Origin of the sequence: Rhodococcus sp. ARP2, assembly GCF_001029585.1 — a bacterium.
Lineage (GTDB): Bacteria > Actinomycetota > Actinomycetes > Mycobacteriales > Mycobacteriaceae > Rhodococcus_F > Rhodococcus_F erythropolis.
Genome location: NZ_LEKE01000026.1, coordinates 79,963 through 93,399, shown reverse-complemented (window position 1 = coordinate 93,399; position 13,437 = coordinate 79,963). Strand labels below are relative to the sequence as shown.

General features: G+C 62.8%; 14 protein-coding genes and 2 tRNA genes. 10 read left to right on the top strand and 6 right to left on the bottom strand.

Annotated elements, in window-relative coordinates; all coding sequences use genetic code 11:
- Positions 1 to 25: 25 nt before the first annotated feature.
- Positions 26 to 460, top strand: coding sequence for a cupin domain-containing protein (locus ABX74_RS06430; protein ID WP_021344735.1), 435 nt, complete (start codon positions 26 to 28; stop codon positions 458 to 460).
- Positions 461 to 464: 4 nt separating this feature from the next.
- Here the strand turns inward: ABX74_RS06430 and ABX74_RS06425 are convergent, their stop codons facing one another.
- Positions 465 to 872: a globin gene (locus ABX74_RS06425; protein WP_003944464.1), complete on the bottom strand. Its 408-nt coding sequence runs from the start codon at positions 870 to 872 to the stop codon at positions 465 to 467.
- A gap of 182 nt (positions 873 to 1,054) precedes the next feature.
- Between ABX74_RS06425 and ABX74_RS06420 the strand changes: the two genes are divergently transcribed.
- The 3 genes from ABX74_RS06420 to ABX74_RS06410 all read left to right on the top strand — a co-directional run bounded on the left by ABX74_RS06420 (position 1,055) and on the right by ABX74_RS06410 (position 2,629).
- Positions 1,055 to 1,753, top strand: a complete 699-nt coding sequence (locus ABX74_RS06420; RefSeq protein WP_020908239.1) for an HNH endonuclease — start codon at positions 1,055 to 1,057, stop codon at positions 1,751 to 1,753.
- Positions 1,754 to 1,899: 146 nt separating this feature from the next.
- Positions 1,900 to 2,163, top strand: coding sequence for a hypothetical protein (locus ABX74_RS06415; protein ID WP_007730943.1), 264 nt, complete (start codon positions 1,900 to 1,902; stop codon positions 2,161 to 2,163).
- The gene (locus ABX74_RS06410) at positions 2,150 to 2,629 is read left to right on the top strand and encodes a DUF5130 domain-containing protein (protein WP_019749092.1); all 480 of its coding nucleotides are present in this window, start codon (positions 2,150 to 2,152) and stop codon (positions 2,627 to 2,629) included. Before ABX74_RS06415 ends, ABX74_RS06410 begins: the two co-directional genes overlap by 14 nt.
- Positions 2,630 to 2,700: 71 nt before the next feature.
- Here ABX74_RS06410 and pepN read toward each other — a convergent pair whose 3' ends face one another.
- Complete coding sequence (gene pepN / locus ABX74_RS06405) at positions 2,701 to 5,280, bottom strand: aminopeptidase N (protein ID WP_047888444.1); 2,580 nt, start codon at positions 5,278 to 5,280, stop codon at positions 2,701 to 2,703.
- Positions 5,281 to 5,345: 65 nt separating this feature from the next.
- The gene (locus ABX74_RS06400; protein ID WP_047888443.1) at positions 5,346 to 6,581 is read right to left on the bottom strand and encodes an NAD(P)/FAD-dependent oxidoreductase; all 1,236 of its coding nucleotides are present in this window, start codon (positions 6,579 to 6,581) and stop codon (positions 5,346 to 5,348) included.
- Positions 6,582 to 6,747: 166 nt separating this feature from the next.
- Here ABX74_RS06400 and ABX74_RS06395 point away from each other — a divergent pair, with 166 nt between their 5' ends.
- Positions 6,748 to 7,371: a DsbA family protein gene (locus ABX74_RS06395; RefSeq protein ID WP_003944541.1), complete on the top strand. Its 624-nt coding sequence runs from the start codon at positions 6,748 to 6,750 to the stop codon at positions 7,369 to 7,371.
- On the opposite strand, the gene ABX74_RS06390 is transcribed toward ABX74_RS06395, so the two are convergent.
- Positions 7,359 to 8,237 (bottom strand): M48 family metallopeptidase, encoded by an 879-nt coding sequence (locus ABX74_RS06390; protein ID WP_021333424.1) that lies wholly within the window; start codon positions 8,235 to 8,237, stop codon positions 7,359 to 7,361. The two genes, ABX74_RS06395 and ABX74_RS06390, sit on opposite strands and share 13 nt — an antisense overlap.
- A gap of 100 nt (positions 8,238 to 8,337) precedes the next feature.
- On the opposite strand from ABX74_RS06390, the gene ABX74_RS06385 reads away from it, so the two are divergent.
- Together ABX74_RS06385 and ABX74_RS06380 are read left to right on the top strand one after the other, a co-directional pair.
- On the top strand, positions 8,338 to 8,811 hold the full coding sequence (locus ABX74_RS06385) for a ribose-5-phosphate isomerase (protein WP_003944571.1): 474 nt from the start codon (positions 8,338 to 8,340) through the stop codon (positions 8,809 to 8,811).
- 15 nt (positions 8,812 to 8,826) lie between these two features.
- Positions 8,827 to 9,624, top strand: coding sequence for an Fpg/Nei family DNA glycosylase (locus ABX74_RS06380; RefSeq protein ID WP_047888442.1), 798 nt, complete (start codon positions 8,827 to 8,829; stop codon positions 9,622 to 9,624).
- Here ABX74_RS06380 and ABX74_RS06375 read toward each other — a convergent pair.
- Together ABX74_RS06375 and ABX74_RS06370 are read right to left on the bottom strand one after the other, a co-directional pair.
- Positions 9,621 to 10,379, bottom strand: coding sequence for a hypothetical protein (locus ABX74_RS06375; RefSeq protein ID WP_047888449.1), 759 nt, complete (start codon positions 10,377 to 10,379; stop codon positions 9,621 to 9,623). The genes ABX74_RS06380 and ABX74_RS06375 overlap by 4 nt on opposite strands.
- A 193-nt stretch (positions 10,380 to 10,572) precedes the next feature.
- Positions 10,573 to 10,646, bottom strand: a tRNA-Gly gene (locus ABX74_RS06370).
- Between the two features lie 399 nt (positions 10,647 to 11,045).
- Between ABX74_RS06370 and ABX74_RS06365 the strand changes: the two genes are divergently transcribed.
- From ABX74_RS06365 to ABX74_RS06355, 3 genes are all read left to right on the top strand, one after another.
- Positions 11,046 to 11,119, top strand: a tRNA-Pro gene (locus tag ABX74_RS06365).
- Between the two features lie 115 nt (positions 11,120 to 11,234).
- Positions 11,235 to 12,608 carry a trigger factor gene (gene tig, locus ABX74_RS06360; RefSeq protein ID WP_019749086.1) on the top strand — a complete coding sequence of 458 codons (1,374 nt, stop codon included), beginning with the start codon at positions 11,235 to 11,237 and terminating at the stop codon, positions 12,606 to 12,608.
- A gap of 216 nt (positions 12,609 to 12,824) precedes the next feature.
- The gene (locus ABX74_RS06355) at positions 12,825 to 13,412 is read left to right on the top strand and encodes an ATP-dependent Clp protease proteolytic subunit (protein ID WP_007730960.1); all 588 of its coding nucleotides are present in this window, start codon (positions 12,825 to 12,827) and stop codon (positions 13,410 to 13,412) included.
- Positions 13,413 to 13,437 lie beyond the last annotated feature (25 nt).

Here is a 13,437-nt window from a genome sequence, read left to right as displayed (position 1 = left end):
GTATCGAGAATTCAACCAAGGGGGCTTGGCCTTGACTTTGTCGGCAATCGAAGCGGTCAGTTTGGATCACGTACTGCTCGACGATGATCCGATCAACCGTGACTGGATAATCTTCGGCACACCGGTTGCACGGTCGGCGCAATGGTCGGCGAGTAAAGACGGGACCACGACTACGCACGTCTGGGATTGCACGAAGGGGCGCTTCCGCTGGTACTTCCATGCGGACGAAATCGTGCACATCATCGAAGGGTCGGTCACCGTTCAGGGCGACGGAATCGCGAAACGAACCCTGGGCGTCGGCGATGCCGCACTGTTCCGTGCGGGCAGCTGGTCGGAGTGGGAGGTCGAAGAGTACGTGCGCAAGCACGCAATCTTGAGTTCTCCCCTGCATCCCACGGTGTCGTTCGGGGTACGAGCGGCCCGCCGGATCGCGCGTGTGTTCAGGCCGAAGGCGAAGTAAACGGTCAGATGGCGGAGTTCACCATGGACGCAGCAGCCATCTCCATGTAGTCGATCAACTGCTTGCGGTGCACCGGGCTCAGGGTCTTCTCGTCAATGGACGCGATTGCGACGTGCATGCACCGAAGCCACGCATCACGCTCGATCGGGCCGATCACGAAGGGATTGTGGCGCATCCGCAGACGCGGGTGCCCACGTTCCTCCGAGTACGTGTGCGGCCCGCCCCAGTACTGCTCGAGGAACATCCGCATCCGCCGCTCGGCCGGGCCGAGATCCGCCTCGGGGTAGAGCGGGCGCACAACCTCGTCCTTCGCGACTTCTTCGTAGAATCGCGCGGTGAGCTTGTGAAACGTCTCGGCTCCGCCGACGGCGTCGTAGAAGGTCTGCTGCACGTCGTGCTGTACGTCATTCATGGCAAGTTCCATTGTGCCTGACGGCCGTAGTGGTCGGTTTCCGGGTCGACGACGGTTGCATCGGGTCGGAGTGCGTACCCATTCACCGGAAATTCACCGGCCGTCCTGGCAATTTTGTTCGAAATGGGAGTGCGTAACGCGATCATCCGTGGTCAACTTGGGGGCAGTCTCCCGGAGGTCGTATGAAGAACCGACATGCTGCACGCAATCACCGACAACTCCAGCCCACTAGCGCGCGGAACGACCACGCGTTAGGGGCTGTTCTGGAAGTTGTTCCTGACGGGTTCGCGCACACTGCTGACCCACTCTTTTCCGAAGAGCATTCTCACCTCGAGATGTTCCCTCCCGATCGCGTTGTGCCCGAGTGGGTAAAACGTCGGGTGCTACTGCTCAACGTCACGTACGAACCGCTGACCGCCCTTCCTGCCAGGCGCGCGGTCGTACTGATGGCCTGCGGCAAGGCCGATACCGTCCACGAGGACGAACAAGGCCCGGTAGTCCATTCTGCGGACTGGTCGGTGCAGGTTCCCTCGGTCATTCGATTGCGCACCTACGTGCGCGTTCCGTATCGCGCCCGCATCCCCATGACCCGTGCCGCACTGATGCATCGTGACCACTTCCGATGTGCGTACTGCGGAGCCAAAGCCGAAACCATCGACCACGTCGTTCCTCGCAGCCGAGGTGGCGGGCATTCGTGGGAGAACTGCGTCGCGTGCTGTGCCCCCTGCAATCACCGCAAGGCCGACAAGATGCTCAGCGAACTCGGATGGACTCTCCGTGCGGAATTGGTTCCCCCGTCCGGTCCGCATTGGCGTCTGCTCGCGGCGACCAAGGAATTGCATCCGGCGTGGATGCCGTATCTCGGCGTGGGCGCAGCCTGAGCTATGTGTCGGCGTGGGCGCAGCCTGAGCTATGTGTCGGCGTGGGCGCAGCCTGAGCGGCGTTCTGTCGTCACCGAAACGAAATTGCCCGAGAATTTGTGGCCCTGACGCTTTCCTTCCTGGCGTTCTGGGCTACGTTATCTGGTGTGAGCATTCTCGAGGTAGTACTGATATACGTTGGGATTCCGGCCTTGATCACCGCGTTCTTCGCGGCTGCGTCCTTCCTCGGGAAGAAGACGCCGGGACCGGTTCCGCCGGCGTTCCATCTCGGTGAGTCGTGGGATCACGCTCCCGTGCTGTGGAGTGCTGTCGACGAAGTCACCGTTCGCGGTGGCCATCACGGCAGTGCACACGCAATCGAAGCCGGTTCGGCTGATCTGATCGGAGGGTCCGCAAGTGGCAAGTGGTGATCATTCGACCGCGCTCGCAGTAGCGCCCGAGGACCTGCCCGTCGGCAGCGTCGTCACGTCCAGCGGACGCGTTTCCGGTGTGCACCGCATCGGCGAGCCGTTCACCGACGATCTTCCGTTCGAGACCATGGACCTGGTCGCGCTCGACGTCGCGATGACCGAAGCGACGCGGGCCACCAAGGTGCGATTCAACGCCTACATCGGTGATCTCGGTTCTGATCCGGCAGCGGGTGCCGACGCACTGTTCCCGACCACGCCCGAAGCCGAGCGTTCCGTGCTGATCGCCGTCTCGCCCAACCAGCGCACCGTCGAGGTACGCAGCGGGCGGGCAATCGCCGATCGGGTCACTGATCGCGTTACCCAGCTCGGAGCAACGGCAGCTGTTGCATCCTTCAGTGAAGGCAACCTGATCGACGGACTGATCAGTGCCATCCGCGTTATGGCAGCCGCAATTTCAGCGCCGTAACTGTTTGTCAGACACAGGCCGGTGCCCGCGTCGATTCGTGAGAATCGACGCGGGCACCGGCCTTTCGCATGTCAGCTCGCGTCGAACTTTCGTGCTGCGAGTGAACGAACCACACCGGCCTGGCCTTCGACGACCAGACGACGTAACGCGGGAGGGATGTCGCCTTCGAGGAATCGGTCTGCCGCCGCGACGGATTCTGCGGAGATCGACCACGCCGGGTACAGCCCGATGACGACGGTCTGTGCCACTTCGCTCGAGCGTCGTTCCCACACCGCCGCGATGTCGGCGAAGTAACGGGAGACGAAGGGTTCGAGCAATTCGTCCTGGCCTTCGCGAGCGAACCCGCCGATGATCGATCGTGCGGTGATGTTGGGCACCGAGTCGTCGCCGACGACCTTCGCCCAGACCTCTTCCTTGACAGCAGCCTGCGGACGTCCGGCCGCGGCCGCCGCGGCCTGACGAGCGCCCGCAGCGGTCGGGTCACGCTGGGCTTCGGCGTCGATGAACGGAGTTGCGGTTCCTTCGGCGTCGATCTCACCGGCAGCTGCCAGTGCCCCGACGATGCGCCAGCGCAGGTCCGTGTCGACGATCAGGCCGTCGAGCCCAACGGTGGAGGGATCGGCGTCGAGCAATTCGCGCAGTACCTCGGTGTGCCACGGGGAGAGTGCTGCACCGGTGAGTGCGTTGACGAATGCCAGCTGGTGGTCGGACCCGGCCTCTGCCTCACGTGCGAGTTCGAGCAACCGATTGGCGAAGCTCGCCGCGCCTTCGGCCTCGGCCCAGGCCGGATCTGCGTAGGAGCCGATGGTGGTTTGGGCTTGGAGCAAGAGACGTTGCACCACACCGACTTCGGTCTCTGAACTGATGCCGCGCTCGACCAGCGCGACGAAGTCGCGTGCCTTCAGTTCGGCCTGACGAGTCATTTCCCACGCCGCCGACCAGACCAGGGTGCGGGGGAGTGAGACGGTGATGTCGCCGACCCGCTCGATCGCCGTCGCCAAAGATTCGGGATCGAGTCGCACGGAGCCGTAGGTGAGATCGTCGTCGTTGACCAACACGAGTGCACCGCGGGCGACGCCGACAAGTGCGGGGACATCCGTGCTTTCCACGGCATCGAGGTCGAGTTCGACGCGATGGCTTCGTACCAACTTGCCGTCGACGTCGTCGTAGATGCCGATGGCGATCCGGTGGATTCGCCGCTCGCCGGCGCCTGGTGCCGCACCGTCCTGCAGGACGGCGAAGCGGGTGAACTTTCCGTCTGCGTCGACATCGAAGTCGGGGCGCAGGATGTTCAAACCGGTGGTCTTGAGCCACTGTCGACCCCAGTCGGAAAGGTCACGGCCCGAGGACTTTTCGAGTGAGCCCAGCAGATCGTCGAATGTTGCGTTTCCGAATGCGTGCTCACGGAAGTACTCACGCAGTCCGGCGAGGAACGGCTCGAGTCCGACGTAGGCGACCAACTGCTTGAGGACGCTGGCGCCCTTCGCGTAGGTGATGCCGTCGAAGTTGACCTCGACGGCAGCCAGGTCCGGAATGTCCGCGGCAATCGGGTGCGTCGACGGCAACTGATCCTGGCGGTATGCCCACGACTTCTCGACGTTGGCGAACGTCGTCCAGGCGTTCGTGTACTCCGTGGCCTCGGTCTGGCACAGGACCGAAGCGAAGGTCGCGAACGACTCGTTGAGCCACAGGTCGTCCCACCACGCCATCGTGACGAGGTCGCCGAACCACATGTGCGCCATTTCGTGCAGCACCGTCTCGGCACGACGCTCGTACGAGTAGCGGGTCACCTTGGAGCGGAAGACGTAGTCCTCGAGGAAGGTCACGGCGCCGGCATTCTCCATCGCGCCCGCATTGAATTCGGGGACGAAGAGCTGGTCGTACTTGCCGAAGGCATAGGGAACACCGAAGTTGCGGTGGTAGAAGTCGAATCCCTGCTTGGTCTCGGTGAAAAGCCGCTCCTCGTCCATGAACTCGGCCAGCGAAGCGCGGCAGAAGATTCCGAGCGGGATGTCGCCGTGCTCGTCGGAGTAGTTGTCGGTCCACTGCGCGTAGGGACCGGCGATGAGCGCCACCAGGTACGTGCTCATCTTCGGGGTGGTCCGGAAAACGTGCTTGCCGGGATCGGCGGCGAGGGTCTCGACGACCGCGGAGTTGGAGATGACCTTCCACGACGTGGGAGCGGTGACGCGGACGTCGAAGGTCGCCTTCAGATCGGGCTGATCGAAGCACGCGAACATGCGCTTGGCGTCAGCCGTCTCGAACTGTGAGTAGAGGTAGACGGTGTCATCGGTCGGGTCGACGAATCGGTGCAGCCCCTCGCCGGTGTGGGAGTAGATGCAATCGGCCTCGATGACCAACTCGTTGTCGGCAGCGAGGTCGGGAAGGCTGATGCCCGTCGACTCGTCGTAGTCGGAGACGTCGAGTGCGGTGCCGTTGAGGACCGCGGAATGGACTCGGGCCGCGACGATGTCGATGAAGCTGCTTGCTCCGGCCGTAGCCGTGAACGTGACGGTGGTCTTCGAAGAGAACGTCTCCTCGCCGGGTGCGTCGTTGCCGTCCGTGAGATCGAGTTCGATCAGGTAGTTCTCGACGGTCAGGATTGCTGACCGTTTCGCTGCGGTTTCGCGTGTCAGGTTCGGTGCGACCACAAAGATCTCCTCGTAGATGGTGCGGATCTATTACGTCCATCCCATCACGAAGAGAACGGCTCTACTCAAGCGGACACTTCTGCCAGCGGAATCTCCGGATCGGCCAGCCGTTCCGGATCGACGGGACGCGAAGAGGCGACCAATTCCTTGATGGCGTCACCGGCATCCCAGATGTTCACGTTCATGCCGGCGAGCACCTTGTTCGCGGAATCGAGCCAGAAGGCCAGGAACTCGCGCTTGTCGACATCGCCGCGAGTGACGACACGGGAGTAGCCGCCGTGCGGCGCGTGACCCACGTATTCCATCCCGAGGTCGTACTGATCGGTGAAGAAATACGGCATGCGCACGTACTCGGCGGGCCGACCCAACATGGTGTCTGCGGCGGTCTCGGGTTGGTTGAGTGCGTTTGCCCAGTGCTCCACCCGAATTCGTGCATTCAGAATCGGATGCTGTGCGGCCGCGATGTCGCCTACTGCAACGACGTCGGGGTCGCTGCTCTGCAGACCGGCGTCGACGAGAACTCCGTTGTCGACGTCGATACCCGCCTCCGACGCCAACTCGGTGTTCGGCAACGCGCCGACAGCAATCAATACGGCGTCGGCTGGAATCACGGTGCCGTCGCTCAAAGTGACGCCGGCGGCGTGATCGCCGTCGACAGAGATTGCGCTGACGTCCGTGCCAGTGCGCAAGTCGACGCCGTTCTGGCGGTGCAGAGCGGCGAAGACCTCACCCATTTCCGGGCCCAGGGTCGATTCGAGCGGAAGGCCGGCATGCTCGAGCACGGTGACATCGACGTCGAAACCGCGAGCCGACGCGGCAATTTCGAGACCGATCCAGCCGGCACCGATCACGACGAGCTTCTTGTCGGCGGCCAGGGTGCGCAGTAGCGCAGCGGCTTGATCGACTGTTCGCACGTAGTGAACGCCCTCGGCGTCGGACCCCGGGATGTCGAGGCGCCGCGAACGTGAGCCGGTGGCCAAGGCGAGCTTGTCGTAGCTGATCGTGGAACCGTCCGGAAGTGACACGGTGTGCGCAGCGGGGTCGATGGCCGTTGCCGTCGTTCCCGGACTCAGATCGATGTGATGGTCGCGGAACCACTCGCCGTCGTGGACGGTGAATTCGGGGAGTGTCTTCTTGCCTGCGAAGAACTCTTTCGACAGCGGCGGCCGCTCGTACGGAAGGTGGTCTTCTTCGCTCAATACGGTGATCTCACCGTCGAAATCTCTGTCACGCAGGGCTTCTGCGATCTTTGCGCCCGCGAGCCCGCCGCCGACGATCACGAATCTCCGGTTGGTGCTCATTACTGAACCACTCCTTCGTACTCGTTTCTTTTCGACACTACTGCGATCGGAAGGTGGTTCGGGGGAAAGCGCGGGAAGGATTACGGGTTCATGATTGTTGGCAGAACGGGAGTATGTCCCCGAACTGACAGAACCTGACCGACAAGAACTGATAGGGAGTTTCTTCGTGAGCGCAACCTCGAGTAAGACCACGGACACTGCTGACTTCTGGTTCGACCCGCTCTGCCCGTGGTGCTGGATCACCTCGCGCTGGATTCTCGAGGCCCAGCAGGTACGCGACATCGAGGCCAAGTTCCACGTGATGAGCCTTGCGGTTCTCAACGAGGGCCGCGACCTCCCCGACGAGTACCGCGAGATGATGACCAAGGCCTGGGGCCCGGTCCGCGTCGCTATCGCTGCAGCGCAGCTGAAGGGTGACGAGATCCTGCTGCCGCTGTACACGGCCATGGGTACGAAGATTCACAACGAGGGCAACAAGGACTTCGCCGACGTCATCAAGTCGTCGCTCGCCGAGGTCGGACTGCCGCCCGAACTGGCCGAGGCTGCCGACACCGACAAGTACGACGAGGCACTGCGTGAGAGCCACCACAAGGGCATGGACGCCGTCGGACCCGACGTCGGAACCCCGACGATCCATGTCAACGGCGTGGCGTTCTTCGGTCCCGTGCTGTCACGTATCCCGCGCGGCGAGGATGCAGGCAAGGTGTGGGACGGCGCCGTCGCGCTGGCCGGCTACCCGCACTTCTTCGAGCTCAAGCGGACCCGCAACGAGGATCCTCAGTTCGACTGAGCGGTAGTGAGCGCCGGATTTCGGTAGAGCTGACCGGGCCGGAAGAACAGATGCCCTGAGTGCGTGCGGTTGCGAAGCGCGGCCGCACGCCAGGTCAGCACCGGATGCGACGACAAGATGTTGACGAACCACGGGAAGAAACCGGATTCGAGTGTCGCGCGATCGGCGAGTTCGTCGAACCCGACCAGACCCACGAGATACTTTCCGGCGCCGAGGACACCCATGGCGCCCGGTGCGCCCTGTGGGCGCATGTGAAAACCGAAGTTGTCTGCCGTGTACTCCATGGAACGCGACAGCGAAGACCCGATCACCGGAATGTAGTTCGACGCGAACTGTCCCCACTGGCGCCAGTACGACGCATGCCCAGCAGCGATGTGGCCGACCTCGTGACCGATGATGAATGCGAGCGCATCGGGCTCGCGGGCCTGCCCACCGACCTCGAACAGGTCGCTGTAGACGACGACGAAACGCCGAAATCCGTGCCCTGACGCAAATGCGTTGATCCGTCCGTTCCCCAGCACGACGTAGGCATCCGGCGGAGTTTTCATGCCGAACCGTGCCGCGGCCTCGGCGACCAGCTGATACCCCTCCGGAAATTGCGAAGGCGTCATCTTGATTCCGTTGACCTGCTGCGATCCGTACAGCTGACCTCGCGCGAGGAACAGCAGGATCGGAGCCGCGAGCACCACGAGGATCCACGTCGACAGATCACCCGCAGCGATCAGAACGATCGCCACCACATAGGTGACGACTGTCGTCAGAACGGCGAGCACGAGTAGCGGGATTTCCCACGGGTGGCGAACCGCGTCACTGCCTGGTGACACACGAACGGCGGGTGCAGCGGCCTGGCCGTTGACGGGGTACATGGGCACCACGATAGGTGCGCTCGCGCGGCGATGCGTGTTCCTGAAAGTGTGACGTCGACCCGGGTGCGCCCGGCTGGTCGGGCCTGAGAGAATTGTCGCCATGCGCGTATACCTGGGTGCCGACCATGCCGGATTCGAACGTAAGAACGAGATCATCGAACACCTGAAAGCGAACGGCCACGAGGCTATCGACTGTGGTGCTCACGAGTACGACGCCGTGGACGACTACCCGGCATTCTGCATCGAAGCCGCAAAGCGCGTCGTTGCCGACGAGGGCAGCCTGGGAATCGTCCTGGGTGGCAGTGGCAACGGTGAGCAGATCGCCGCGAACAAGGTTCCCGGCGCACGGTGCGCTCTCGCTTGGAGCGTCGAAACGGCGAAGCTGGCCCGCGAGCACAACAACGCTCAGCTGATCGGCATCGGCGGACGTATGCATTCCCTCGAGGAATCACTCGCCATCGTCGACGCTTTCCTCGCCACCGCATGGTCGGGTGAAGAGCGTCATCAGCGTCGTATCGACATCTTGTCCGAGTACGAGAAGACCGGCGTCGCACCGGCTCTGCCGCAAGCCTGATCCGAAAGTTGTTCCGTGCCTGAAGGTCATACCCTGCATCGACTGGCACGGTTGCATGCCCGCAAGTTCGTCGGTTCACCGGTCCGCGTCCTCAGCCCGCAAGGCAGATTCGCCGAGGACGCGCGTCTGGTGGACGGACACGTACTCACGTCCTCGGATGCCTGGGGGAAGCACCTCTGGCACACCTATGACAACGGATTGACAGTTCACGTACACCTCGGGCTGTACGGAAAGTTCACCGACTCCGCCCTGCCGATGGAAGAACCGGTAGGCCAGGTCCGGATGCGAATGGTCGGTGCCGATTTCGGCACCGACCTTCGTGGTCCCACCGCCTGCGAAGTCCTGCTGCCGCCTCAGGTTGCCGCGATCGAGGCCAGACTCGGGCCGGACCCACTGCGCCGAGGCGCGGATCCGCGCAAGGCGTGGGTGCGAATCTCCAAGTCCAAGAAGGCGATCGGCGCGCTGCTCATGGACCAAGCGGTCCTGGCGGGTGTCGGCAACGTTTATCGCGCCGAACTTCTCTTTCGCCACGGAATCAACCCCGAACGACCGGGGAATCTCGTCTCTCACGACGAATGGACTGCCATGTGGGCAGATCTTGTCGAATTGATGAAGGTTGGTGTCAGGCGCGGGAAGATGCACGTCGTTCGCGCCGAGCACGACAACGGTGATCCGGCGTACGCGAAGGATCGTCCGCGGACTTACGTTTACAGAAGAGCAGGATCGCCGTGCCGCGTGTGCGGCACACCGATCCTGCATTCCGTCATGGAGGCGCGAAACCTGTTCTGGTGCCCGGTGTGCCAGTCGGTTTAGAAGTCGAAGCCTCCGAAGTCCCCACCACCGAAATCGCCGCCTCCGAAGTCCCCGTAGTCGCTGCCTCCACCGTCTGCGGTGAAATCGGTGTTGTCGACACTTCCTTGATCCGCTCCCGAGTCACCGGCGTCCATACCCTGATCTCCCGAGTCGCCGGCTCCCGTATCGCCCCCCTGCGCGAAAGCTTCTGCGCCGTAAGGAACCCCGGCCATACCGGAGAACATGGTCGAGAACAGCATCATCGAACCCAGACCCCAGGCGCCGGCGACGAGGGCAGGCTTCCACCAGGGTTCGGAGTACCAGCCGGCCGGGACCGGGCGTCCGGCGACTCGGCCACCGGGGTAGTAGTTGGGTGTGTGCGACGACGGATTGGGTGATGCCGCGACCTTGCGGCCCTCGAATTCGACCTCACGGTCTTCGGTGACCGAACCCGCAGCCTTCTGTCCGTCGATGGAAGGAACTTCCGGTCCCGGATCCATGCCCATTGCCACCCGCGCCGCGCGGATGTAGTAAAGCCCTTCCAGCGCAGTCTGTTTCGCGAGACGTGCTTGCACCGGCGTTGCGGCCTGATCGATCTGCGAGCCTGCGGCGTTGTACCGTTCGGCCGCGTCGGCGAGGGCTTGGCGCGACGCGTCGTCACTGCCGGTCAGGTTGTAGACCTGACCGCCGAGGCGTTCGATCGCCTGCCTGGCATCGGCTTTCGCGTCGTCGAGTTGTGTTGCGCTGTGGCCGGAACCGCGTTGCTGGCTTTTCATGACCAGAAATACGACTACGGCCAGAACGACGAGTATGAGAAGAATCGTGGTCACGAGTGGCCTCCCGAGCAGAATCGATCCGGACAACTCCAGGATACGGACCACAGGGGAGTGGCCTGAGTGCACAAAGTCTGAATACAAAAAATCCGCACCGGCCAGGCCGATGCGGATTTTTGTGGAGTTTCCCTCCTGATGGAGGGGATGACGGGAATCGAACCCGCGTGATCAGTTTGGAAGACTGAGGCTCTACCATTGAGCTACATCCCCGTGCATACGACAACTCGGGATCGCCGTGTTCGTCGTCTGCGATACGAAACTGTACCCAATGCCCCACCGGATTTCATAATCGGGGGATTGGAGAAGTTCGATACCGTCTTTCACCTGGGGAATTGCCGAAATGCCCGGCGAGTCGGGGTGTCTTGCCTTGCGGCCCGGCTTCTGATTCCGGCTGTCATCACGTTTCGTTCAGCCAAGGCTGTATGTGGCGGCGGTCGGATGACATACTGACGGGGTCGGGCAGGCGGGCCGTGTACAAACGGCGGTCGGGTTCGTGAGAGAGTAGTGAGCGCGATAGGGTTGTGCGCGGTCACCGATGGTGGCTGCCTTTGTGGCCCGCGGTCTTCGTGGCCTCGGATGGCCGTATCGTGTGTTTCATGTGATCGGAAACGGGATGTAGCGCAGCTTGGTAGCGCATCCGCTTTGGGAGCGGAGGGTCGCAGGTTCAAATCCTGTCATCCCGACAAGTACGTACATGGCACTTCACCTCCAGTAAGTCCGGGAGTGAAGTGCCGCGCCAGACAGCAGTACCGATTCAACACAAGTTGTGAGCAAGACCAGACGAAGGAGCGAAGTTTCGTGAAGAGCACCGTCGAGCAGCTCAGCCCGACGCGAGTCCGTATCAACGTTGAGGTGCCCTTCGCGGAACTCAAGTCTGATTTCGACAAGGCCTACAAGGCCCTCGCGCAGCAGATTCGTCTCCCCGGCTTCCGTCCCGGCAAGGCTCCGGCTCGCCTCCTCGAAGCACGTGTCGGTCGCGGCGCTGTGCTCGAGCAGGTCGTCAACGACGCTCTGCCGTCGCGTTACTCCGAGGCTGTCACCAGCGCCGGCGTGAAGGCCATCGGCCAGCCCGAGATCGAGGTCACCAAGATCGAAGACGGCGAGCTCCTCGAGTTCACCGCCGAGGTCGACGTGCGCCCCGAGATCGAGCTCCCTGACTTCAGCTCCATCAACGTCGAGGTCGATCCGATCGAGATCACCGACGAAGCCATCGAAGAGCAGTTGCTTTCGCTGCGTCAGCGTTTCGGCACCCTCACCGGCGTCGACCGCGCAGTCGAGGACGGCGACTTCGTCTCCATCGACCTGTCGGCCACCGTCGACGGCGAGAACGTTGCCGAGGCAACCGCTAGCGGACTGTCGCACGAGGTCGGATCGGGCCAGCTCATCGAGGGCCTCGACGAAGCCATCATCGGCCTCAAGGCGGGGGAGTCCAAGGACTTCACGTCGACGCTGGTCGCCGGCGAGTACGCGGGCAAGGAAGCTGTTGTCACCGTGACCGTGCAGACGGTCAAGGAGCGCGAGCTTCCGGCTGAGGACGACGAGTTCGCTCAGCTCGCCAGCGAGTTCGACACCCTGGAAGAACTGAAGGCTGACCTCCGCGAGCGCGTCGCACGCGTCCGCAAGGTCGAGCAGGCCGGTCAGATCCGCGACAAGGTTCTCGAGCAGCTGCTCGAGACGGTCGAGGTTCCGTTGCCGGAAGCCGTCGTCAAGGCTGAGGTCGATGCTGCCCTGCATGACGCCGTTCACGGTCTCGATCACGACGAAGAGGCACTGAACAAGCTCCTCGAAGAGCAGGGCAGCAGCCGCGAAGAGTTCGACAAGGATGCCCAGGAAGCCGCTGAGCGCTCCGTCAAGACGCAGCTCTTGCTCGACTCGATCGCCGATGCGGGCAACGTCACCGTCGGTCAGGACGAGCTCACCGAGCGCATCCTGTTCCAGGCGCAGCGTTACGGCATGGCTCCTGAGCAGTTCATCCAGCAGATCCAGCAGGCCAACCAGCTCGGCGCCGTCTTCGCAGACGTCCGTCGTGGCAAGGCTCTCGCGTCCGTCGTCGAGTCGGCCGGTGTCAAGGACACCTCCGGCGCCGTTGTCGACACCGCTGAACTGTTCGGCAGCAGCGAGGACGAAACCGAAGCGGATGCGTCTGATTCCGCCGAGAGCGAAGACAAGTAAAAACGCAGGCGGACGGGTGTTTTCACCACGATCGACTGCACTGAGTTTTCCGCTTTGAGCGAAGTAGGGCGGCACCGGGACTCCGGTGCCGCCCTACTTCGTTACTGTCTGTGTCAGTAGAAGTGTTTCGCATAGACGATCCACCGCACAAGTAGATCCACATAGAAGGCAGGTACCGTGACTTCCAATCACCTGGAGACTTTGCAGAGTCCCGCCATGACTTCAGCGACCGCTGGGTTGAACCTCAGCGACTCGGTGTACGAGCGCTTGCTGCGAGAGCGCATCATTTTCCTCGGTACCCAGGTCGACGACGACATCGCCAACAAGCTGTGCGCGCAGATCCTGCTGCTCTCGGCCGAGGACCCGACGCGAGACATCTCGCTCTACATCAACTCGCCCGGTGGATCTGTCACCGCAGGTATGGCGATCTTCGACACGATGCAGTTCGCCGAGTGCGACATCGCCACCTTCGGTATGGGCCTTGCGGCGTCGATGGGTCAGTTCCTGCTCTCGGCAGGCACCAAGGGCAAGCGTTACGCACTGCCTCACGCCCGCATCATGATGCACCAGCCGTCCGCCGGTATCGGTGGTTCCGCCAGTGACATCGCGATCATGGCCGAGCAGTTCAAGCACACCAAGCGCGAAATGGCCGAGCTGATCGCTCAGCACACCGGCCAGACGGTCGAGCAGATCACCGCGGACTCCGACCGTGACCGTTGGTTCACGGCGAAGGAAGCTCTCGAGTACGGCTTCGTCGACCACGTCGTCTCCCGTGCGAATCAGGCCGGCGGCACCGGCAACTGAGCCGGTTCGTCCATCCTCTCGCTGC

What these genes read in the sequence shown, in the direction of transcription:
- ABX74_RS06425 (WP_003944464.1), bottom strand. Translation starts at nt 872, where the DNA reads ATGAATGACGTACAGCACGACGTGCAGCAGACCTTCTACGACGCCGTC.
- ABX74_RS06420 (WP_020908239.1), top strand. Translation starts at nt 1,055, where the DNA reads ATGAAGAACCGACATGCTGCACGCAATCACCGACAACTCCAGCCCACT.
- ABX74_RS06400 (WP_047888443.1), bottom strand. Translation starts at nt 6,581, where the DNA reads ATGAGCACCAACCGGAGATTCGTGATCGTCGGCGGCGGGCTCGCGGGC.
- ABX74_RS06390 (WP_021333424.1), bottom strand. Translation starts at nt 8,237, where the DNA reads ATGTACCCCGTCAACGGCCAGGCCGCTGCACCCGCCGTTCGTGTGTCA.
- ABX74_RS06385 (WP_003944571.1), top strand. Translation starts at nt 8,338, where the DNA reads ATGCGCGTATACCTGGGTGCCGACCATGCCGGATTCGAACGTAAGAAC.
- ABX74_RS06375 (WP_047888449.1), bottom strand. Translation starts at nt 10,379, where the DNA reads ATGAAAAGCCAGCAACGCGGTTCCGGCCACAGCGCAACACAACTCGAC.
- ABX74_RS06355 (WP_007730960.1), top strand. Translation starts at nt 12,825, where the DNA reads ATGACTTCAGCGACCGCTGGGTTGAACCTCAGCGACTCGGTGTACGAG.